Origin of the sequence: Vibrio maritimus, from assembly GCF_021441885.1 — a bacterium.
GTDB classification, from domain to species: Bacteria; Pseudomonadota; Gammaproteobacteria; order Enterobacterales; family Vibrionaceae; genus Vibrio; species Vibrio maritimus_B.
In genome coordinates, this window is record NZ_CP090438.1 from 1,502,322 (window position 1) to 1,523,653 (window position 21,332).

Consider the following 21,332-nt stretch of genomic DNA (forward strand, 5'->3'; position numbering starts at 1 on the left):
AGCGTTAATTACTGTTATACATACGCTCAAAGTTTTTTGGATTCCAGCCGATCATATAGCGGTCACCAATTTTAAGAACAGGCAATGAGCGAGCGCCGATAGCATCGAGTTCTTTTCTGCCGCGCTGCATCTTGGCGTTAGTGAGGCGATATTTATAGCCTTTGCTATCAAGATAGCGCTGTGCATCTTTGCAATGCGGGCATTTGTCTTTTACGTAGAGAACAAGTCGTTTCATGTTGATCGCACTGTAATAAATAAGTGGCCGTATGGTACGTAGTTAACTCTAGAACCTCAAGCCACTTTCGATCTCAATGGTTTTAATCAAGAACCATGTTTCGCTAAGTTTTGCAGTCTATGGTGTTTGGCGGCTTGAATGGTCTGAGGAACGAGTGACATTACGATCATGCCCATCATTAGCGCGTATTGGGTTTGAGTAAACGACTCACCAAGCAGAACCATACCGCAAAGGATACCTGCAATAGGGTTAGCAATACCGCCAAAGGTGAAATCAACCACACTCATGCGTTGCAGCAACCAAACGTACATCCCATAGCTCAGTGCTGTATTCAGACCGACAACCCAAAGCAGACCAATGAGGTTTTGGCTTGAGAAGTTAGCGATCACCGTTTGATAAAGTTGTGGCTCAAACGATGCGTGAACGCCTGATACCAAGCCAAGTACGGCACCGCCTAAAATCAGCTGCCAAGTGAGAATGGTCCACCAGTGAATACGACTGCCTAATGCCTTAGTAATTCCGCTGCCCGCTACGATACACATTATGGCGGCGAGCATAGCCCCTAAGCCAATAGGATTGAGTGAAATAGTACCCGGTGAAAACAAGAAGAACGCAAACAATACTAGCGCCAATCCACTTAGCGTTTGCACCCAACTTGGACGCTTTTTATTGACAAACCATTGGTACAACATAGCGAATACAGGAACAGACACCATACCGACGCCGGATATGGTAGAAGGTAGAGTCTGCGCCATAACGAAGATAAGACCGAAGAAGGTCGCAATGTTGACCGTCCCTAAGATGAACAAGACTTGCCATTCGCCTTTTTTAGGCAATGACGGTTTAACTAATAGCAATAGCAAGCCAGCCGGAAGTGCTCGGAGCGCTCCCAGTAGGATTGGTGGCCAGTCTGGAAGCGTGAACTTCGTGACGGCGTAGGTTGTGCCCCAGAAAAATGCAGGGATCATTGCTAGAAGTATATTCATGTCATTTATCTTTACGTTAAGATATCTGCCGCCACTTTAACGATCTTTGGGCTGCCTGTAAAGTATCTTTATGTTAAGCTAGTTTGAACAGACATAAGACAGTGGGAAAAGATCGAAATGGATGCGATTGATCGAGTGGTCGAGCAGTGGGCAAAACAGAAGCCAGAGTTGGATACAGACCCAATGGCGATGATGGGACGACTCATGCGGATCGCTAAGTACATGGAAACGAAAGTTGCTGATTTGCATAAGAAGTATGACCTAAAACTCGGAGAGTTTGACGTACTTGCGACGCTACGTCGTAGCGGTAAACCTTATCGATTAACACCATCTGAACTTATTGACACCATGATGTTGACCTCGGGTGCAATGACAAACCGTCTCGATAAGCTTGAAACTAAGGGGCTTATTTTGCGCGAGCACAGCAAAGAGGACCGTCGTAGCGTTACCGTGCAACTCACAAAAGATGGATTCATACTGATTGATAAGTTGATTGAAGAGCATGCGGATGTGCAAAAAAGTCTCGTTAAATCCATGACGTCTGCACAAAAAAAGCAGGCAAACCAGTTACTGAAGGTGTGGTTAAGTCAATACGAGTAGTTTAGGTCAATAGAAATAGTGGTTGAGCCTCGTTTCCTAGAATAACGCTCGCGCTTGTCTAGGAAACGAAGAGGTACATCCGTTATGCGGCTAGCTCATCACTAAATAGATCGGCAGCAGCAATACCTATCAATGCGCAGCGTTCGTCGGCATCGGAGAGATCTCCACTCACGCCAATTGCACCGATCACCTGTTGTTCTTTGTCCCGAATGAGCAAACCTCCTGGTACTGGTACCATATTTCCATGTGCCAATACATTAACTGCTGAAATAAACGCAGGTCTTGCATCGGCATCTTGTGCTAATTTCCTAGACGAGCAACCAAGCGCTAGCGCTCCCCATGCCTTTGCGATGGCAATATCGGGTCTCATCATACTCGAGCCATCTTGGCGCTGAAGAGAGATGAGCTTGCCACCGCTATCGAGAACCGCTGCAGTTAACGGCGCGCATTCGTCGGTTTTTCCTGCCTGGAAGGTGGCGTTAATAATCGTAAGTGCTTGGTTAAGAGTTAAACTTCCCATGTTGTTTCCTCGTCGTCTAGTCGCTTGCGCTAAATCTTCTAGGAGGATTAGCCAACGTTGTTTACGTTGGCTAAACGGCAAAACCTAAAGAAGGGAATAGCTTGGAAGGGTCAGGAAGCTAGCAAACTGTTTCGATGTAGACAGCTCGTAGAAAAGGTCAGCGGTTTCGTCAAAGCGTCCAGCAAAGTAACGAGTATCACCCACTTCCTGTTGAATAGTACTAAGCTCTTCGTAGAGCCAAGTGTGAAAGAGTTCGGCAGTAAATACCTGACCGTCATCGAGCGTGACACCATGATGTATCCACTGCCAGATATTGGCTCGAGAGATCTCTGCCGTCGCCGCATCTTCCATCAATCCGTAAATAGGTACGCAGCCGTGACCTTGGATCCATGCTTCAATGTAGTAAAGCGCGATACGTATGTTCTTGCGAACGCCCGCTTCATCGCGAGTTCCATCACACGGTTTTAGCAGGGTTTCTGCAGTAATTTCAGTGTCCGGACTAACAAAATCGAGCTGATTAGTCTTGCCACCAAGCTGCTTATCAAAGGTAGACATTGCCAAGTCGACAAGTGCAGGGTGCGCGACCCAAGTACCATCATGACCGTTTTGGGACTCACGTTGCTTGTCTTCAATAACTTTTGCTGTAACGCGTGCCATTTCTTGCGGATCTTTCGCTGGGATAAACGCAGACATGCCACCCATCGCCAGAGCGCCTCGAGCGTGACACGTTTTAACCAGAAGTTGGCTGTACGCATTGAGGAAAGCTTTATCCATGCCTACACCGTGGCGGTCGGGTAGGATACGATCTTTATGGTTCTTTAGGGTTTTGATGTAGCTAAAGATGTAATCCCAACGACCGCAGTTCATGGCAACAATATGGTCTTTCATTGCATACAGGATTTCATCCATTTGAAATACAGCGGGCAACGTCTCGATGAGTACCGTCGCTCGAATCGTCCCTGTTGGTACACTAAAGTAGTTTTCAGTGAAGGAGAATACATCATCCCACCACTTAGCTTCTTCCATACTCTCAAGCTTTGGAATGTAGTAGTAAACACCGAGCCCTTTGTCCGCACGTGTTCGGTAGTTGTGGAAGAAATACAGCGCGAAGTCCATCAAACACCCGGCGATAGGCTGGCCATTAATAAGAATCGATTTTTCAGGTAGGTGAAGACCCCTTGGACGAGCGATAAGCAATGCAGGGTTTTCATTCAGCGTGTAGTGCTTGTCTTTATTTTCATCATAATGGCTGATAGTACCTTGATTGGCATCTCGTAGGTTTATTTGACCATCAACCATATTGCTCCAGGTCGGCGCAGACGCGTCTTCAAAACAACACATAAATACTTTAGCGCCAGAGTTTAGGGCGTTTATCACCATCTTACGGTCAACGGGACCGGTAATCTCAACACGGCGATCCAACAACGGCTCTGGAATCGGTCGTACTCGCCAGTTTTTATCGTCCCGAATTGATTGCGTATCTGTGCGAAAGTTAGGTAGTTCGCCAGCATCAAAAGCGGCTTGTTTGATTTCTCTCTGCTTTAACAACGCGTCTCTTCGGCTGCCGAATTGATTGACTAGCGCATTGAGGAAAGCCAACGCCTCTTTGCTTAATATTGATTCGTAGTCACTGTTGCATATCGAGCCGATGATATTTAATTGATTCGCCGATGCGATTTTCGTTCCTTCGATTACGGTCATTACCTGTCTCCTTTACACAATATTTTTATTTTTTGTATACAAAGATGTATTGCATATCTACTTATATGAGAAAAAACACAAATGATCAAAGACTATTTATCATTAATTTAACGAAGGGAAATTTGGAAATTATTTTTACGTAAAGATAATTTACATTAAGCATTTATTTTCAATGTTTATGGGGTTAGTGGTTGCTTAGTGCTTCTGCTCTATGTGAATGAAATGTGAATTTATTACTTGCCAATGCTCCATTTTGGTTCATAGTACACAAAGTAATCGAAAATTGTACACAATCCAGTGGAGGGGTTGGAATGGCAAGAATGAAAGCAATAGAAGCGGCAGTAGCAGTACTAAAAAAAGAAGGGGTTCACATTGCATTTGGTGTCCCAGGAGCGGCAATCAATCCTATGTACGCGGCAATGAAAGCACTGGGTGGCATTGAGCATGTACTCGCCCGCCACGTCGAGGGTGCTTCGCACATGGCAGAAGGGTTTACACGCACAGAGCAAGATAGCATTGGAGTATGTATAGGAACATCGGGTCCTGCTGGTACGGATATGATCACTGGCCTTTATTCCGCATCGGCGGACTCGATCCCTATTTTATGTATTACAGGCCAAGCGCCGCGAGCTCGTCTTCATAAAGAAGATTTTCAAGCGGTTGATATAGAGTCAATTGCCAAGCCTGTCACTAAATGGGCAACGACAGTATTAGAACCCGCTCAGGTGCCGCGTGCGTTTCAAAAGGCGTTTCATATCATGCGCTCGGGACGTCCGGGTCCAGTATTGATTGATTTGCCACTCGATGTGCAGTTGGCAGAAATTGAGTTTGATATTGATACTTACGAACCCTTGGATGCTTATAAGCCGTCAGCAAGTCGTGAGCAAATAGAGAAAGCGCTCGATATGTTAAGGGCTGCAGAAAAGCCGGTCATTGTTTCTGGTGGTGGTGTCATTAACGCAGGGGCTTCTGATTTGCTTCAGCAGTTTGCGGAAATCACTGGGGTTCCTGTTATCCCAACTTTGATGGGGTGGGGGTCTATTCCTGACGACCACGAGCTAATGGCTGGCATGGTAGGTCTGCAAACGGCGCACCGCTACGGTAATGAAACCTTACTTGAATCCGACTTTGTATTTGGTGTCGGAAATCGATTCGCTAATCGACACACCGGTTCGCTCGACGTCTATACCCAAGGTCGAAAGTTCGTTCATATTGATATTGAACCGACTCAGATTGGTCGAGTGTTCTGCCCTGATCTTGGCATCGTTTCAGACGCTAAAGCGGCACTAGAGTTAATGGTAGAGGTGGCGAAAGAGCGAGCTGCGAAAGATCTGCTACCTGATAGAGCTCATTGGGTAGGTACGTGTCAGCAACGCAAAGCAACCATGCTTCGCAAAACCCACTTTACCGACACTCCTATTAAACCAATGCGCGTTTATGAAGAAATGAACAAGGCATTTGGTCCGGAGACATGCTATGTCAGCACGATTGGACTATCGCAAATCGCGGCGGCTCAGTTCCTCCATGTCTATAAACCAAGACATTGGATTAACTGCGGACAGGCGGGTCCATTAGGTTGGACGATACCTGCAGCTCTTGGTGTGAAAGTCGCCGACCCACAACGTGATGTGGTGGCCGTCTCTGGTGATTATGACTTCCAATTCATGATTGAAGAGTTGGCGGTTGGGGCTCAGTTCAATCTTCCTTACATACATGTTGTCGTGAATAACTCCTACCTAGGTCTCATTCGTCAAGCCCAGCGCCAATTTGACATTGATTATTGCGTGCAATTGGCATTTGAAAACCAGAACTCGCCGGAGGTTGAAGGCTATGGCGTCGACCATGTGAAGGTCGTTGAAGGTTTGGGTTGTAAGGCGATTCGCGTTACCGATCCTTCCAATATTCAAAGTGCGTTTTCTGAGGCGCGAGCATTGATGGCGGCGCACCAAGTACCTGTTGTGGTTGAGATTATTCTAGAGCGTGTCACTAACATCTCAATGGGGGTTGAAATCAATACTATCAATGAATTTGAACCGCTAGCTGAGAGTGCAACGGATGCGCCAACTGCACTGTCGTCGATAAACACCACAAACTCAACGTCTTAAGGAGAAGATAATGCCAAAGTTCGCAGCTAACCTATCGATGCTGTTTAATGAAGTCGACTTTCTCAGTCGATTTGAAAAAGCGGCAAACGCAGGATTCCACGGAGTCGAGTATCTGTTTCCTTATGATTTCACCGCAAAGACCATTAAGTCGCTATTGGATGACAATAATCTAGAGCAGGTTCTGTTTAACCTTCCTGCAGGTGACTGGAATGCGGGAGATCGAGGTATCGCGGTCGACCCAAGCCGTATTGAAGAGTTTCAACAAGGGGTGAGCAAAGCGATAAGCTACGCACAGATCTTAGGTTGTAAGCAAATCAACTGCTTGGCGGGCATTGTTCCCGCAAGTGTAACGGGACAAGATGCGAGAACCACGTTCGTAATCAACCTTCGTTATGCTGCGCAGCAACTTGAAGCAGCAGGCATCAAGTTGGTGATTGAAGCGATTAATACACGTGACATTCCAGGCTTCTTCTTGAACACCACAGAACAAGCCAAGTCCATTATTGAAGAAGTTGGTAGTGCGAATCTATCGGTGCAATACGATATCTATCACATGCAAATCATGGAAGGTGACTTAGTTCCGACTATCAGTAGCAACCTATCGCAAATCTCCCATATTCAATTGGCTGACAACCCAGGGCGTCATGAGCCGGGTACTGGAGAAATCAATTATGACTTTGTGTTGAGAGAGCTCGATGCGATGGGATATCAAGGTTGGGTGGGTTGTGAATACAAACCGAAAACAACCACTGAAGACGGTCTGTCTTGGTTAAACACTTTTCAATAATTCGACACGTTAAGGAGAACACATCATGAAAATTGCATTTATCGGTACTGGGATTATGGGGTTGCCAATGGCTAAAAACCTGCAAACTGCAGGTTACGAGTTGGTCTTGTCGGATCATTTCAATACGCCACCAGCCGAACTGGTCACTCGTGGAGCAACCGTATGTCACTCGCCGAAAGAAGCGACGGAAATCGCGGATGTTACGATTCTAATGTTGCCTAATACCCCGCAAGTTGAAGAAGTGCTGTTTGACGCTGACGGTGTTGAACAAGGTTTAGTCAACGGTAACAGTAAGCTGGTTATTGACATGAGTTCTATCTCGCCGATGGCTACTCAGTCATTTGCTAAGCGTATCAAAGAAAGTGGTGCTCAGTACCTCGATGCTCCAGTGTCAGGTGGTGAAGTTGGAGCGGTGAACGCGACACTCAGCATTATGGTGGGTGGTGAACAAAAGGCGTTTGATACAGCTAGACCATTGTTTGAAGTGTTAGGCAAAAACATCACGCTGGTGGGTGACAGCGGAGCAGGACAAACTTGTAAAGTCGCCAACCAGATTATCGTAGCACTTAATATCGAAGCGGTGTCAGAGGCATTGGTGTTTGCATCGAAGGCTGGCGCTGATCCTGCCCGTGTGCGTCAGGCACTGCTTGGAGGCTTTGCGAGCTCGAAGATACTCGAAGTACACGGTGAGAGAATGATCGAAGGCAGTTTCAATCCTGGCTTTAAGATTGCCCTTCACCAGAAGGATCTCAACCTAGCCTTAACTGGCGCAAAAGAGTTGGGTGTTGCGCTGCCAAATACAGAAAATGCTCAGAACTTGTTTGACGAGTGTGCTGATCAAGGTGGAGAGAATTGGGACCATTCTGCGCTAATTAAAGCGCTTGAAATGCGTTCTAGTCATTCGATTCGTAATGATTGAATCTCATTGAGTTAGAGGCCTCCGTTACCTTTAGTTTCCGCATAAATCGCGTAGTTTTGTCTCCTTTTATACGCGTTCCCGAAGTTATACAAACTGCGCAGAAGTTTTCGGCTTCAAACTTCAACAACCAGGCGCAGAGCGTATTGGCTTCGGGATTTTTTATCTCTTGCGCTTGCTCAGAATTCAACACCTCACGCTTTGTACTTAGTGTTTAAATTCATTAAGATGAACCAAGTATGAGTAACGACAGTAAGGACAAGCATGTCGCGCATTAGACGGAAGAATCAAGATCTTATCATTGAAGTCGCCAGTGAGCAGTTTGCTACACATGGCTATGCTGCTACCAAGATGGTAGACATCGCTAAGGCGGCAGACATTCCTAAACCTAATGTGTTCTATTACTTCAGTTCAAAAGATAAGTTGTACTATGCGGTTCTTGAAACCGTAACCCAGCCACTTCTAGAAGCATCAATGCCTATTGAAGAGCTTGATGATCCTGTTGAAGCACTCACACAGTACATTCGAACAAAACTCATGATTTCCAGAGATCACCCTCACGCATCTCGCGTATTCGCCAGTGAAGTGATGTCTGGAGCCAAAGTACTGCCCGAGGGGATTCGAACCAAACTATTTCAACAGTCACAGCTCATATTAGAAAAGTTTGCAAACTGGGCAGAGCAGGGGTTAATGGACGATGTGCCACCACATCATTTGATGTTTGCCATATGGTCTGCAACTCAAACCTACGCCGATTTTAGTTGGCAGATCTGCAGTGTAATGGATAAACCAGAGTTAACAGACAGCGATTTTGATGAGGCTGCAGCGTTTCTGACCAAGATGGTGATTCAAGGGTGTGGTGTAAAGAGTCGGGTATAAGCTCATGTTTGAAATGGAGTAGTGACACACTGCTGCTCCACCAGTGTGAACAGAGTAAAAGCAGCGGTGTTTGATAGTCTTTTCTACCGTTATAACTCTATGAATAAGTTACATGCTTAATGCTTTTTGTCTTAAGCGAAGTGCGGCGGCTTTATGGCGCTCAATGAGCTGTGGCATATCCACGCCCATGACAGCACCATCGTGAACTCGCCATTGACCAGCCACCATCACTCGGTCTGCCTGTTGAGCTCCACACAATAGAAGAGCAGCGAGTGGATCGTGACTGCCAGAGAAACGAATGTCATCGAGCTTAAACATGGCAATGTCTGCTTGCTTGCCGACGGAGAGTTCACCTATATCCGTGCGACCCATAGCGCGAGCTGATCCTGATGTTGCCCAGCGAAGCGCGTCAAAGTGCGTCACGTTGTTAGAGCCGTAGCGAAGGCGCTGCAAATACATCGCCATGCGAACTTCCGCTATTAGGTTTGAACCGTCGTTGGAAGCTGAACCGTCTACACCCAAGCCTACTTTCACACCCGCTTTCTCAAGCTCGTTATTTTTACAGATACCAGAAGCTAGCATCATATTAGAAGTAGGGCAGTGACTTATTCCTACCTCTGCTTTACCAAGTCTTCGAATCTCTTCACTGTTAAAATGGATACCGTGAGCTAACCAGGTGCGCTCATTAAGCCAACCTACGTCCTCTAGGTAATCTACCGGACGCATACCAAATTTCTCAAGACAGAAATCTTCTTCGTCCAACGTTTCACAGAGATGCGTATGCGTCATCACCGATTCATTTTTGGCGATTCGCGCCGTCTCTTTCATTAAATCCGTGGTCACAGAAAATGGCGAACAAGGTGCGAGAGCTATTTGAGTCATCGCGCCATCCTCACGTTGATGATAGCTATCAATTAAGCGCAAGCTATCGTCTACGATGGTTTGTTCCGTTTGTATTGTGTGACGCGGTGGCAGTCCGCCATCATCTTCTCCTAGACTCATCGAACCGCGAGTAAATATGGCTCGTATTCCTAGCTTTTGCGCCGCTTCAACTTGCAAATCTATCGCATGTTCAAGGCCTGTTGGGATTAAATAGTGATGATCCGAGGCTGTCGTACAACCCGAGAGTAATAGCTCAACGAGTGCCAGTTCGGTGGCGACACTCATCATCTCTTCGTCGAGATTTGCCCATACTGGATACAAGCTTTTCAACCAATGAAACAGCTCTTTGTTAAGTGCATCGGGGTAAGCTCTGGTTAGCGTTTGATAGAAGTGATGATGGGCATTAACAAGCCCTGGCGTGACGACATGTTGTGACGCGTCGATAACTGAAGTAATGGTTGTGGTGGGTTCTTGGTTGCTTGCTACTAGCTCGACAATTCGACTGCCAATTACGACGATACCGCCGCCAGCGTCTTCTGTCGTGCCAGTGTAAATAGCAAGTGGATTCTTAATCCATACGGTTTCCATTCATAATAATCCTTAGCCATCTCAGCCTTTTCAGGGAAGAGGGTCTTTTTTGAGTTTTTAGTTGATGAAAAGTGCTCTATGTCATTGATTAAGATATGATATAGAGCACTATAGTTATAGCCACTTTGTTGTTAGTTGGTGTTAATTATTGCCTTTTGCAGACAGCTCTGTCTGTGATACTTCTTGGTTTTCTTCTTGTTGCTGAAGCTCATGAATTTCTTGCTTAACCATAGCGCGGCTCTCTTCGTGCGCTTCTTGCTCTTCACGCTTGCTTGATTTCGGTAAGAACTGATGCAAAAGCACGGTAACGATCGTTCCGGTAGTAATCCCTGAATGAAGGAAATTTGAAAGCTCATGGGGGAAGTGTTGAAGCAAGCGAGGTTCAAACGTGACCGCCAGACCTGATGCCAAACCAACGCAGATGACGAGGGCGTTACGTTTAGTATCAGCCGCTTTAATGAGCATACGAATACCCGCGTAAGCTATCATGCCAAACATGACAAAACCTACACCACCTAACACGGGCTTTGGAATCGTGACTGCAATCGCCGCCAATTTCGGGAACAATCCGCCCAAGATAAGCAATCCACCCGTTGCAGCTACAACGTAACGGCTAGCGACACCGGTAATGCCAACGATGCCCACGTTTTGACTGAATGACGCTAACGGCATTGCCGTTAAACATGATGCTAGTGTGCTGCCCAGACCATCACCAAGTAATCCGCGCTTAAGGTCTTTACCATCGATTTTAGTGTGACAGTTGTTTGCGAGTGCCATGAAGTCACCCGTTGCTTCCGCTATGACAACAATATAAACCAAACTCATACTGACAATGGCGCTGGCCGAAAACGTGAGACCATACTTAAATGGCTCTGGACCACCTACCCATGCAGCAGTGCTTATTTGGTTGAGGTCGACCATGCCCATGGAAAGAGCGACGATGTATCCGCCTGCAAGGCCGATAACAATAGCAGAAGCCGCAACTGCCCCTTTACAATAAACAGACACCGCAATCACAATGCCAAGTGATACAGCGGCAAGAAACAGTTTAGGTAAGGTGGCAAACTCACTGCTAACGGCGGGGGCATCACCAACCCAGTTCATGGCAACAGGGAGTATGGTCAGTCCGATTAAGGTAACCACAACACCACTCACAACCGTTGGGAAGAGCTTGCGTACTTTGTCCATGTAGAAGCTCGCCAATATGACGACAAACGAGCCAACTAAGGCAGCCCCCATAATGCCGGATACGCCAGAGTCTTTTCCGATGGAGATAGCAACGCCAAGAAAGGCAAAGCTTGATCCCATAACAACAGGTAGCTTAATTCCGATAGGACCGAAACCGATGCATTGAGCGATGGTGACGATACCAGATGCAAGTAGGGCGGCATTAATGAGCGAGACGATTTCGTCATTCGGTAAGCCAATGGAGGCGCCAACAATGAGTGGTACAGCGACGATACCACCGATAGAGGCCAGCATATGTTGGACGGCCAGTAAAAAGGTCATGCCGTGAGGCGGTTTTTGATTCAGGGTGTACAGAAGTTTCATACTTATTCCTTTAGAGAGCGATGAATCGACTCTTCCTTGGTAGTGACATGGTGACTTCTACAAACTGCGTAGTGATAGTTATCCTGCTCGTCCTTTGCGCTGACCTAAACGACAGGGATGAAAACAAGCGGTAACCGTTAAACACGATTAGCGCTTGAGATTGGTTTAGCCAATGAATACCAGTTTGGCGACGAAAATGGCGCTAAGTAGGTACATTGAAATAGACACGTCTTTGGTTTTACCCGTTGCAACTTTAAGAACGGTGTAAGTGATAAAACCAAGGGCGATACCATTAGCGATAGAGAAAGTAAGTGGCATCATTAGCGCTGTAATGGCTGCTGGGGCACCATTGGTAAAGTCTTTCCAATCGACGTGCTGCATACTGCTCATCATGACAAACGCGACATAGATAAGAGCACCCGCGGTAGCGTATGATGGGATCATACCTGCTAATGGAGAAAGGAAGATTGCCGCTAGGAAAAGGGCAGCAACGACAATCGCGGATAGTCCGGTTCTCGCACCTGCTGCTACACCCGCCGCGCTTTCTACATAACTGGTCACTGGTGGGCAACCCACACATGCGCCAGCAACACTAGAAATACTGTCGGCTTTAAGTGCCTTACTCAATCCTTCAATTTTGCCTGTTTCTTTGTTGATTAGGTGAGCTCGCTCAGCGACACCCATCAGGGTACCTGCTGTGTCAAACATGTTCACAAAAAGGAATGCAAGAATCACACTAACCATAGAAACGTTAAGAGCACCTGAAATGTCCATCGCCATGAAGGTTGGAGCAATGCTTGGTGGAGCAGAGAAGAAGCCATTGTATTGAACAAGACCCAGCATCATGCCAACAATAGTGACGCTCAGAATGCCGATCAATACCGCTCCGAACACGCGACGCTCGCTGAGCACAGCGATGATCAAGAAGGCAATAGCTGCTAGTAGCGCATCGGGCTTAGTGAAGTCACCTAGAGAGACCAATGTGGCTGGGTTTTCAACAACAATACCTGCGGTTTTCAGACCGATAAGTCCCAAGAAGAGACCGACACCTGCCGTCATAGAATAGCGTAAACTTTCAGGAATACTCTCAATGATCCACTGTCGTATCTTGTAGAAACTCATACCCACGAAGAGCACACCTGAAATAAACACTGCCCCAAGTGCAACCTCCCAGCTATAGCCCATCTCACTGACAACAGTAAAAGAGAAAAAAGCGTTAAGCCCCATACCGGGTGCTAAGCCTACTGGCCAGTTCGCGAACAGTCCCATAAGTAAACAGCCGATGGCCGCACCGATACATGTCGCAACAAAGACAGCGCCTTGATCCATTCCGGAAGCCGCCATGATGCTCGGGTTAACAAAGATGATATATGCCATAGTAGCGAAGGTAGTGACGCCACCTATCAATTCATTTTTAACGCTAGAACCATGCTGTTTTATCTTAAAAAAGCGCTCTAAGAGGCTATTTTGGGATGCTTCATTGAGCACTTCTGCTTTGGTTTCATTCATTTTGAGTAAGTCCTTTTCGCATTACCCTGTTTAGTTGAGTGGGTAAAATTTTGTTGCTTATCCTTAAATTGAAAACAGCAGTCCCCATGACTCGACGCGTCCCAAAAAGAACGAGTTAAGAGCCATTCCTCACGTGAGGTGGTTCATTTCAATTTGTTGGTGATGCGCGATGACGCGCGGCTCATTTAAAGCTGCATGTGACAACTTCTAAGAGATGGTGAACACCGAGCTAACTGCCTCTGTATGTCGAGAAACTGTATGGCGAGACCAACAGTGGAACGTGATAGTGAGCGTCTTCATCATTGAGGCCAAATCGAATAACAACATCGTCTAAGAATGGTACATCGTCGAGTTCAACCCCTTTAGCTTGATAGTAGGAGGCGACATGAAACACCAGCTGATACTTGCCAGACAGAAACTGTTCACCCTCTAGGATAGGGGTGTCGGTGCGTCCGTCTGAGTTAGTTACTACTTCTTTGATGAACTGGATGTCGTTTCCTTCTACTCGAAATAGCTCTACTCGAATCTCTGCACCTGGAACACCGTTGGTCGTATCCAAAACATGTGTAGTCAGTCTTCCCATATTGCTTTCGTACCTAGGTACGCTCCTTGATTAGCTGATTCAATCTTGTATACAACGAGGTCGTATCAAGAACTTTATTGATATTAATATGTACACAATTAAATCGATTAGTAAAGTTTTACGTTACAAATATGTTGAATCAATCCTCTGCTTTGTGATGGTGCAATGCGCACTAAAATGTAGCTAGGCTAGAGGTTTTTGATTTTAAGCTGTTGATTTTGTTTGTATTGAATTTAGAAAATAATTCAACAAACAAAATCTTTACATTAAGATAAATTATTGTATACAATTAAGTTAACGAAATGAGTCATGAACTTGCGGTGGCAGGTTCATTCAGATGGTTAAGGAGTCTGTGGATGAATAAGGATTATTCACGTAACCTCGTCGGCTATGGAGCCAACCCTCCAAACCCTAAATGGCCGAACAACGCACGAGTTGCGGTCTCTTTTGTATTGAATTACGAAGAAGGGGGAGAGCGTTGCGTCTTGCATGGAGATGATGAGTCGGAAGCGTTTCTCTCAGAAATTCCATCGGCAGCACCGATCAAAGGTGAGCGTCACATCAGCATGGAATCCATCTATGAGTATGGCAGCCGCGCAGGTGTATGGCGTGTTCTGCGTTTATTTGAACAATACGATATTCCTCTAACGATATTTGCTGTTGCGATGGCGGTTGAGCGTTATCCAGAGGTGGCGAAAGCCATGAAGGAAGCAGGTCATGAGATATGCAGTCATGGCTATCGTTGGATTGACTATCAGTATATGGATGAATCACAAGAGCGAGACCACATGGCGAAGGCCATCTCTATCATCAAAGAGATCACGGGTGAACGACCTCTTGGCTGGTATACAGGACGTACCGGTCCTAACACTCGTCGCTTAGTTGCTGAAGAAGGCGGCTTCTTGTATGACTCTGACGCCTACGACGATGATTTGCCGTATTGGCATACAGAAACAGGTCGACCACAGTTGGTGATCCCGTACACATTAGACGTTAACGATATGCGATTCGCAACCACACAAGGTTTCAACTCTGGTGAGCAGTTCTATCAGTACCTAAAAGACACTTTTGACACCTTATATGAAGAAGGTGAACACGCACCTAAGATGATGTCAGTGGGGCTTCACTGTCGTTTGATTGGTCGCCCAGGAAGAATCGCTTCTCTTCGACGTTTCTTAGACTACGTCAAACAACATGACGATGTATGGCTTTGTCGAAGAGTGGATATTGCGAAGCACTGGCACGAGCATCATCCATACGACCCGAATCAATAATAACAATCACAAGGAGCAAAGTGATGACGCAATTTAAACACTGTAAGCCAACGGAAATGGTTCGAGACGAGTTTGTCTCTTGCTTTGCTGATATCTATGAACACAGCCCTTGGGTCGCTGAATCGGTTTTTGATTCAGGAATTGAGCCTGATGATGACCACATTGAGGGCCTGCATTTGAAAATGTCGATGACACTGTTAAATGCAACGGAAGCCAAGCAACTCGACTTGATTAATGCTCACCCTGACTTGGCAGGGCGAGCCGCTATTAATGGCGAACTAACTGCAGCCTCGACAGCTGAACAAGCTGGTGCCGGTATAGACCAGTGTTCAGAGGAAGAGTTTGCCAAATTTACCACCTACAACAACGAATACAAAAGTCGCTTCAACTTCCCTTTTATCATGGCAGTAAAGGGGGCCAATCGTTACCAAATTCTTGAATCGTTCGAGATGCGATTAGGCAATGATAGTGAAACTGAGTTTGTTACAGCACTTAACGAGATCAACAAGATAGCGTTATTTCGCTTAAGAGATATGTAAGTCAGGGAAACGGCAGCTATCTCTCTCATTTTATTATTAATTGAATAATTGAACTGGATGACAAGAAATGTCTTTGAAAATTGAACAATACATTAATCTAGCAGATGACAAACTGGGTGCTGAATCGCTCTACGCCACGGATGACTTTTTCGCGGATAAGAGCCGCTTGCTCAGCCGATTAGACCCGGTATGGAAAGATGACGTCTATGACGACAACGGCAAGTGGATGGACGGCTGGGAAAGTCGTCGAAAGCGTGGAGAAGGTTACGACTACTGTATCGTTAAACTGGGCTTGGCGGGCACAATCGCTGGCGTTGATATCGATACGTCCTTCTTTACTGGCAACTACCCACCATCAGCTTCTATTGATGCTATTTATAGTCCAGAAGCTGACCCAACGAACTCAGAAGAATGGGAAGAAATTCTACCCTCACAGAGTCTATCTGGGGATCAGCACCATATCAGTGAGATCGTCAGTGACAAAGTTTACACCCACGTAAGACTTAACATCTATCCCGACGGTGGTGTTGCACGTTTACGCGTCTATGGCACGCCAAGTGTCGATTGGGATGCCATTGACGAGCTGCAGCAAATTGACCTCGCCGCCGTAGAACATGGTGGGAGAGCGTTAGCATGTAGCGATGAGCACTACGGGAACAAGTCCAACATATTAGGACCAGGTCGTGGTGAGAACATGGGTGATGGCTGGGAAACCGCGCGCCGCAGAACGCCAGGTAATGATTGGGTTATCGTTGCGCTAGGTCATGCTGGCAACGTAGGTCGAGTCGTTGTTGATACCGCACACTTTAAAGGTAATTACCCTGACAGCTGCTCGATTCAAGCTGCTTATGTGGAGGGTGGCACGGATGATCAGGTCGCAACTCAAAGCTTGTTTTGGAAAGAGTTGCTGCCGTCTCAAAAACTCAATGCGCACTCGATTCATGAGTTCGTATCAGAGGTTAATGAGATCGGACCGATCACCCATGTACGATTGAACATCTTCCCCGACGGCGGTGTTAGTCGCTTGCGCCTATTTGGCACCAAGGCGGACTAAACTTAGTAGAGGGAATTGTTATGAGTACTGGTATACGCCGAATTGAAATAGAGCCTCTCAACAAGCATGCGTTTGCTGAGTTTGGTGATGTCATCGAGGTGGAGAATAGCGACTATTTTATGATCAACAACGGATCAACACGTCGCTATCACAAGCTAGCAGAAGCCGACGTGGAAGAGCAGGGTGGTAGAGCCATCATGAGTATCTTTCAGGCGACGCCTTTGCAGTATCCGCTGACTATCAAAATGTTAGAAAGGCACCCACTTGGCTCACAAGCGTTTATACCATTACTCGGGAAACCGTATCTTATCGTCGTTGCGCCCAAAGGAGACAACCCTTCTTTGGAGCACTGCAGAGCATTTTTGAGCAATGGTCAGCAAGGTGTGAACTATCACAAGGGCGTTTGGCATCATCCAGTTTTAGCGTTAACCGACCAAGACCAGTTTCTAATAGTAGATAGAGCTGGCGATGGGAATAACTGTGATGAGGTGTTCTTTAGTGAGGGACTGGTTGAGCTAAGCCTAGAAGATCTGCCCATTGACCTAGATGAGATACAAAAAGATAAGGATGAGCAGCGAGTCTCTGTCTAAGCTGCTGACGAGGAGTGTGTTATGGATCCACACGTAACAGAATGGCTGAACCTGATTATTCGTTGGGTTCACATGATAGTAGGTATCGCATGGATTGGTGCGTCATTCTACTTTGTATGGTTAGAGAATAACCTTAATCGCACAAATCCCCGAGATGGTCTTTCCGGCGATTTGTGGGCGATTCATGGTGGTGGGATTTACCACCTTGAGAAATACAAGCTTGCGCCACCTAAGATGCCAGAGAATTTGCATTGGTTTAAGTGGGAAGCGTATTTCACTTGGATAACCGGTGTGCTGCTCTTAGGCGTGGTGTACTACCTCAACGCTGAGATCTATTTGGTTGCTCCGGGCTCAGGTATCGATCCCACTACCGCGATAATGATAGGTGTGGCGTCTCTAGTAGCCGGCTGGGTCATTTACAACGTGCTTTGTAACTCAGCTTTAGGTAAAACGCCAATAGTCTTAGGTATTGTGTTGTTTGTCGGCTTAGTGGCTGCAGCGTATGGGCTGACTCAGGTGTTCAGTGGTCGCGGTGCCTACATCCATGTTGGGGCCATTATCGGGACCATTATGGTGGGTAATGTGTTCTTCGTTATCATGCCAGCTCAGCGTAACCTAGTGAAAGCGATTGAAAACAATCAAGAGCCTGATCCTGCGCTACCTGCAAAAGGGTTGCTGCGCTCAAGACACAACAATTATCTGACGTTGCCAGTGCTGTTCATTATGATCAGTAACCACTTTCCAAGTACCTATGGCCATGAATATAACTGGGCGATCTTAGCGGGTTTATCAGTGTTCAGCATCTTAGTGAGACACTATTTCAATACACGTCATGGTAGTCAAAAATTTGCTTGGACGATTCCAGCAGCCGCTTTGGGTATGGTGACTCTTGCTTTTGTCTCTTCTCCGTATGCGAACAGACCATCGACGCCAGTCGCTAAAGCACCGGTGACACAAACTCAGGCAAGTTCTGAAGAAGTACTAACGGGCAATGAGCATATCGCTCAGTCTCAAGGTCATGATGGTTCGATTTCGTTTTCACAGATTAATCAGGTCATTCAAGAGCGATGTTCTGTGTGTCATTCGGCAACGCCAACACACGCTGCATTTCAGACTGCGCCTGGTGGAGTCGTATTGGATACGCCAGAGGAAATCAAAGTGAATGTGCCGCGTATTGTCGCTCAGACAGTAACAACAAAAGTGATGCCACTTGGCAACCTCACTCAAATGACCGATGAAGAGCGTACTCTAATTGGAGAGTGGGTAGAGCAGGGTGCTCAGATTCAGTAGCATGTTTATCTAACATAGTTATCTAACATAGTTAATGAGCGTCGTTCATAACAAAGGCCGTCCGAACTGGGACGGCTTTTCTTTTTGGAATTACCTGGAATATTGGGCATCAGAGCTTAGGCTGCGATCTCGTGCTCTTTGTCTTTATATTGCTTTGCTATGTCGATGAATTGTTGTTCAACAGCCAAAAACGCATCAACAACTTCAGGGTCGAAATGCTGCCCGCGTCCTTCGACGATGATTGCTTTGGCCTTGTCGTGACTAAAGGCGGGTTTATAGACGCGTTTCGAAATAAGAGCATCATAGACATCTGCCAATGCCATTAATCGTCCTGACAAAGGAATATCGTCTTTGGCCAGCCCTTTAGGATAGCCACTGCCGTCCCACTTTTCATGATGGGTCAGAGAAATTTCTTTCGCTACTCGCAGGAAGGAGCTGCTGCCAAGTTGCTGCTCAGCGATGGAGAGCGCTTCCGCGCCGATCACTGGGTGCGATTTCATGATGTCGAACTCCTCATCAGTCAGTTTTCCTGGTTTGAGTAGAACATCATCAGGGACACCAACCTTTCCAATATCGTGCAATGGAGCCGACTTATAGAGAAGATCTATATAGCTAGGTGAAAGCAGGGTGCTGTGCTTCGGGTGCGCTGAGAGCTTGACCGCTAACGCCTTAACATATTCTTGTGTGCGTAGAATATGCGCCCCGGTTTCGTTGTCGCGAGACTCCGCAAGTGCCGATAAGCTAACAATCGCCACATCGCGAGTGACAGCCACTTCATCTTGGCTATCTTGTAGGGTATCGATCATCGCATTGGTCATCCGAGCCACAGCACCAAACTCATCGTTATTGTAGATCGGCAACCTAGTGTCTATGTGACCAGCGGCAACTTTCTTAAGCGCAGCTTCTTGGTCCGCTAGGATGCGCTTCATTAATTGGCTCCACAGTTTCATGATGTAAATAGAGTAGCCAATGAGCACGGAAGCAATGTAGGCGAATTCTTTGATTATGCTGATCTTGCCACTGCCGTCGAGTACACGCTCTGGATTGTGCTCCAACCAGAATACGTCTTTTAAAGCGACCATGCTTAAGGTAATAGTTAGAGTCACTAGCAGCACCAAAACAAGCGCGATAGCCTGTCCCATCATTGACTGACGTTCATTGGTTTGTAATGTGATAGGAGATGAATCCTGATCGAATTGTTCGACGTTCTCTAACTGCGCTCGAAGGTTGAGAATAAACCCAGTGAGAAACCCGAACATGGTCAAACCAAACACGACCTTGAGGTTACTATCGATCGGAAACTCATAACTGAGGGAATAAAACATCGCTAGAGGAATGCTCGCTATCAGGAACAAACCAGCATCCAACTTAGCGAGGTTTGAAAAGCCTAGATACTCTAATCTCGAAGAGATTATGTGTCGCGCCGCGAATAACACAGTAAAAGTAATTCCAGTATGTATTGAGACTTCTGAAAGTGTCAGCGTCTCTAACATAGGGCACACGCGCCCGCCATAAATGCCAAACAAAGTGCCAGCTAACAGGTAGAGCCAAAAGGTGAAGGAAAGGTCGTATCGTGGAGTATTCATTAACGCGCTTTTATAAAGTCCATTTTGAGGCGAATATCAATAACACAAAATTTAACAATTAGTAAGCGGAGTGGTCACAACCCATTGAATTTTTGGAGACTAAACAATCCATTGGGTTTGAGATTAAAAGGTGGGGATACAATGAAAAGCGACCCACGTAGGGTCGCAGAGTAGATTAAACGCTCTTGATTTGTTTATTAATGAAGCACAGTTGCTCGTAAAGCGCTGTTGTTTTTGGCATCGTGACGCCATGACTAGCGGCTAAATCAATGGCGTTTTTGTACATATATTGAATCTCAAGCTCTCGATTATTGCGCCTATCTAGCAGCATACTGGTCAAGTAGGGTTTCATTTTAGCGGTGTTGCTAAGCATGGTGTCAATGAGTGACATCGGGATCTCTGTGTCAGTCGTTTGGGCGGCATGCTGAACTTCGATCATGATGGCCTTTGATAAATCTACTAACTCAGCGCAATCCATCATTGTTGCAGTATCTGAATCCAGAACTGCAGACAATCCGTTGAATGGCACGTTCCAAAGCAATTTTTTCCAACGCGCATCGATGATTTTGGGGTCTACATCGACTTCGACGCCACTTTGGGTCAAATCACTTGCGAATGCGCGTAATGCGTCGATTCCACTTTGGCCGTATACGCCAATAGTAATGCGTCCGTAATCAATGTGGTCAATATGTCCAGGGCCCACCTTGTTCGAGCAAATAAAACACAAACCACCACCAACGAAAGGCAGGTCGAACGCCTCTGCTATCTCTTGTTCTGCACCGATTCCGTTTTGGAGCAGCATGACTAATGTGTTTGGTTTTAGCAATGGTTGAATGAGGCTTTCGAGTAGATGATTCTGGGTAGTTTTGAGCGCGACGAGTACGACGTCTGCTTTTGGCATGTCAGTCGGCGTGCTGTATGCGTTGAGGTCACATGAAGGAATAGAAAAATCGCCATAGTGCGAGTCGACACGTAAACCGTTATTAACAACATGTTGGTAGTCACTGTTTAATAGGAAGTGGACGTCATGACCTCCATGATGGAGTCTTGCACCGTAGTAACCTCCAATCGCGCCTGTTCCAATTACTGCGAATACCTTTTTGCTCATGTCCTGTCCCTATTTCTAATATGTACTCGTATTACTGTACAGGAAAATA

19 protein-coding genes and 2 pseudogenes are annotated in these 21,332 nt (G+C 46.3%); 11 read left to right on the forward strand and 10 right to left on the reverse strand.

Features of this window, described 5'->3' with window-relative positions:
* Nucleotides 1–4: 4 nt before the first annotated feature.
* Nucleotides 5–235, reverse strand: a complete 231-nt coding sequence (locus tag LY387_RS06890; RefSeq protein WP_042472593.1) for a glutaredoxin family protein — start codon at nt 233–235, stop codon at nt 5–7.
* An 86-nt stretch (nt 236–321) separates the two neighbouring features.
* Nucleotides 322–1,221 (reverse strand): DMT family transporter, encoded by a 900-nt coding sequence (locus LY387_RS06895; protein WP_234495823.1) that lies wholly within the window; start codon nt 1,219–1,221, stop codon nt 322–324.
* 117 nt (nt 1,222–1,338) lie between these two features.
* Here LY387_RS06895 and LY387_RS06900 point away from each other — a divergent pair, with 117 nt between their 5' ends.
* Nucleotides 1,339–1,821: a MarR family winged helix-turn-helix transcriptional regulator gene (locus tag LY387_RS06900; RefSeq protein ID WP_234495824.1), complete on the forward strand. Its 483-nt coding sequence runs from the start codon at nt 1,339–1,341 to the stop codon at nt 1,819–1,821.
* Nucleotides 1,822–1,903: 82 nt separating this feature from the next.
* Here LY387_RS06900 and LY387_RS06905 read toward each other — a convergent pair whose 3' ends face one another.
* Both LY387_RS06905 and aceB read right to left on the reverse strand, forming a co-directional pair.
* A complete protein-coding gene (locus LY387_RS06905) occupies nt 1,904–2,341 on the reverse strand; it encodes a GlcG/HbpS family heme-binding protein (protein ID WP_128650261.1) in 438 nt (145 codons plus the stop codon).
* A gap of 84 nt (nt 2,342–2,425) precedes the next feature.
* Nucleotides 2,426–4,042, reverse strand: a complete 1,617-nt coding sequence (gene aceB / locus LY387_RS06910; protein WP_234495825.1) for a malate synthase A — start codon at nt 4,040–4,042, stop codon at nt 2,426–2,428.
* 311 nt (nt 4,043–4,353) lie between these two features.
* On the opposite strand from aceB, the gene gcl reads away from it, so the two are divergent.
* The 4 genes from gcl to LY387_RS06930 all read left to right on the forward strand — a co-directional run bounded on the left by gcl (nt 4,354) and on the right by LY387_RS06930 (nt 8,729).
* Nucleotides 4,354–6,147 carry a glyoxylate carboligase gene (gcl, locus tag LY387_RS06915; RefSeq protein ID WP_234495826.1) on the forward strand — a complete coding sequence of 598 codons (1,794 nt, stop codon included), beginning with the start codon at nt 4,354–4,356 and terminating at the stop codon, nt 6,145–6,147.
* Nucleotides 6,148–6,157: 10 nt separating this feature from the next.
* Complete coding sequence (gene hyi / locus LY387_RS06920; protein ID WP_234495827.1) at nt 6,158–6,934, forward strand: hydroxypyruvate isomerase; 777 nt, start codon at nt 6,158–6,160, stop codon at nt 6,932–6,934.
* Between the two features lie 25 nt (nt 6,935–6,959).
* A complete protein-coding gene (locus LY387_RS06925; RefSeq protein WP_419153426.1) occupies nt 6,960–7,853 on the forward strand; it encodes a 2-hydroxy-3-oxopropionate reductase in 894 nt (297 codons plus the stop codon).
* 261 nt (nt 7,854–8,114) lie between these two features.
* Entirely contained in the window at nt 8,115–8,729 is a 615-nt protein-coding gene (locus LY387_RS06930; protein ID WP_234495828.1) for a TetR/AcrR family transcriptional regulator, read from the forward strand.
* Between the two features lie 108 nt (nt 8,730–8,837).
* On the opposite strand, the gene LY387_RS06935 is transcribed toward LY387_RS06930, so the two are convergent.
* The 4 genes from LY387_RS06935 to uraH all read right to left on the reverse strand — a co-directional run bounded on the left by LY387_RS06935 (nt 8,838) and on the right by uraH (nt 13,842).
* On the reverse strand, nt 8,838–10,199 hold the full coding sequence (locus LY387_RS06935) for an 8-oxoguanine deaminase (RefSeq protein WP_234495829.1): 1,362 nt from the start codon (nt 10,197–10,199) through the stop codon (nt 8,838–8,840).
* A gap of 141 nt (nt 10,200–10,340) precedes the next feature.
* Nucleotides 10,341–11,750, reverse strand: coding sequence for a nucleobase:cation symporter-2 family protein (locus tag LY387_RS06940; RefSeq protein WP_234495830.1), 1,410 nt, complete (start codon nt 11,748–11,750; stop codon nt 10,341–10,343).
* 165 nt (nt 11,751–11,915) lie between these two features.
* Nucleotides 11,916–13,259, reverse strand: a complete 1,344-nt coding sequence (locus tag LY387_RS06945) for an NCS2 family permease (protein WP_042472615.1) — start codon at nt 13,257–13,259, stop codon at nt 11,916–11,918.
* A gap of 229 nt (nt 13,260–13,488) precedes the next feature.
* Entirely contained in the window at nt 13,489–13,842 is a 354-nt protein-coding gene (uraH, locus tag LY387_RS06950; RefSeq protein ID WP_234495831.1) for a hydroxyisourate hydrolase, read from the reverse strand.
* A gap of 356 nt (nt 13,843–14,198) precedes the next feature.
* Here uraH and puuE point away from each other — a divergent pair, with 356 nt between their 5' ends.
* The 6 genes and pseudogenes from puuE to LY387_RS27245 form a co-directional block, all read left to right on the forward strand.
* Nucleotides 14,199–15,116, forward strand: coding sequence for an allantoinase PuuE (puuE, locus tag LY387_RS06955; RefSeq protein WP_234495832.1), 918 nt, complete (start codon nt 14,199–14,201; stop codon nt 15,114–15,116).
* 23 nt (nt 15,117–15,139) lie between these two features.
* Entirely contained in the window at nt 15,140–15,655 is a 516-nt protein-coding gene (gene uraD / locus LY387_RS06960) for a 2-oxo-4-hydroxy-4-carboxy-5-ureidoimidazoline decarboxylase (RefSeq protein ID WP_234495833.1), read from the forward strand.
* Nucleotides 15,656–15,722: 67 nt separating this feature from the next.
* Nucleotides 15,723–16,709 carry an allantoicase gene (gene alc / locus LY387_RS06965; RefSeq protein ID WP_234495834.1) on the forward strand — a complete coding sequence of 329 codons (987 nt, stop codon included), beginning with the start codon at nt 15,723–15,725 and terminating at the stop codon, nt 16,707–16,709.
* Between the two features lie 20 nt (nt 16,710–16,729).
* Nucleotides 16,730–17,299 (forward strand): ureidoglycolate lyase, encoded by a 570-nt coding sequence (locus tag LY387_RS06970; RefSeq protein ID WP_234495835.1) that lies wholly within the window; start codon nt 16,730–16,732, stop codon nt 17,297–17,299.
* Between the two features lie 21 nt (nt 17,300–17,320).
* Nucleotides 17,321–18,256 (forward strand): annotated as a pseudogene (locus tag LY387_RS06975) (urate hydroxylase PuuD); the annotation flags it as partial.
* Between the two features lie 75 nt (nt 18,257–18,331).
* Nucleotides 18,332–18,589: pseudogene (locus LY387_RS27245) on the forward strand (hypothetical protein); the annotation flags it as partial.
* Between the two features lie 116 nt (nt 18,590–18,705).
* On the opposite strand, the gene LY387_RS06980 reads toward LY387_RS27245, so the two are convergent.
* Together LY387_RS06980 and LY387_RS06985 are read right to left on the reverse strand one after the other, a co-directional pair.
* A complete protein-coding gene (locus tag LY387_RS06980; RefSeq protein WP_234495837.1) occupies nt 18,706–20,175 on the reverse strand; it encodes an HD-GYP domain-containing protein in 1,470 nt (489 codons plus the stop codon).
* Between the two features lie 175 nt (nt 20,176–20,350).
* Nucleotides 20,351–21,283 carry a 2-dehydropantoate 2-reductase gene (locus LY387_RS06985; RefSeq protein WP_234495838.1) on the reverse strand — a complete coding sequence of 311 codons (933 nt, stop codon included), beginning with the start codon at nt 21,281–21,283 and terminating at the stop codon, nt 20,351–20,353.
* Nucleotides 21,284–21,332: the final 49 nt, after the last annotated feature.

Coding starts and splice junctions, on each gene's coding strand:
- LY387_RS06890 (WP_042472593.1), bottom strand. CDS start 235: ATGAAACGACTTGTTCTCTACGTAAAAGACAAATGCCCGCATTGCAAA.
- LY387_RS06895 (WP_234495823.1), bottom strand. CDS start 1,221: ATGAATATACTTCTAGCAATGATCCCTGCATTTTTCTGGGGCACAACC.
- LY387_RS06900 (WP_234495824.1), top strand. CDS start 1,339: ATGGATGCGATTGATCGAGTGGTCGAGCAGTGGGCAAAACAGAAGCCA.
- LY387_RS06905 (WP_128650261.1), bottom strand. CDS start 2,341: ATGGGAAGTTTAACTCTTAACCAAGCACTTACGATTATTAACGCCACC.
- aceB (WP_234495825.1), bottom strand. CDS start 4,042: ATGACCGTAATCGAAGGAACGAAAATCGCATCGGCGAATCAATTAAAT.
- gcl (WP_234495826.1), top strand. CDS start 4,354: ATGGCAAGAATGAAAGCAATAGAAGCGGCAGTAGCAGTACTAAAAAAA.
- hyi (WP_234495827.1), top strand. CDS start 6,158: ATGCCAAAGTTCGCAGCTAACCTATCGATGCTGTTTAATGAAGTCGAC.
- LY387_RS06925 (WP_419153426.1), top strand. CDS start 6,960: ATGAAAATTGCATTTATCGGTACTGGGATTATGGGGTTGCCAATGGCT.
- LY387_RS06930 (WP_234495828.1), top strand. CDS start 8,115: ATGTCGCGCATTAGACGGAAGAATCAAGATCTTATCATTGAAGTCGCC.
- LY387_RS06935 (WP_234495829.1), bottom strand. CDS start 10,199: ATGGAAACCGTATGGATTAAGAATCCACTTGCTATTTACACTGGCACG.
- LY387_RS06940 (WP_234495830.1), bottom strand. CDS start 11,750: ATGAAACTTCTGTACACCCTGAATCAAAAACCGCCTCACGGCATGACC.
- LY387_RS06945 (WP_042472615.1), bottom strand. CDS start 13,259: ATGAATGAAACCAAAGCAGAAGTGCTCAATGAAGCATCCCAAAATAGC.
- uraH (WP_234495831.1), bottom strand. CDS start 13,842: ATGGGAAGACTGACTACACATGTTTTGGATACGACCAACGGTGTTCCA.
- puuE (WP_234495832.1), top strand. CDS start 14,199: ATGAATAAGGATTATTCACGTAACCTCGTCGGCTATGGAGCCAACCCT.
- uraD (WP_234495833.1), top strand. CDS start 15,140: ATGACGCAATTTAAACACTGTAAGCCAACGGAAATGGTTCGAGACGAG.
- alc (WP_234495834.1), top strand. CDS start 15,723: ATGTCTTTGAAAATTGAACAATACATTAATCTAGCAGATGACAAACTG.
- LY387_RS06970 (WP_234495835.1), top strand. CDS start 16,730: ATGAGTACTGGTATACGCCGAATTGAAATAGAGCCTCTCAACAAGCAT.
- LY387_RS06980 (WP_234495837.1), bottom strand. CDS start 20,175: ATGAATACTCCACGATACGACCTTTCCTTCACCTTTTGGCTCTACCTG.
- LY387_RS06985 (WP_234495838.1), bottom strand. CDS start 21,283: ATGAGCAAAAAGGTATTCGCAGTAATTGGAACAGGCGCGATTGGAGGT.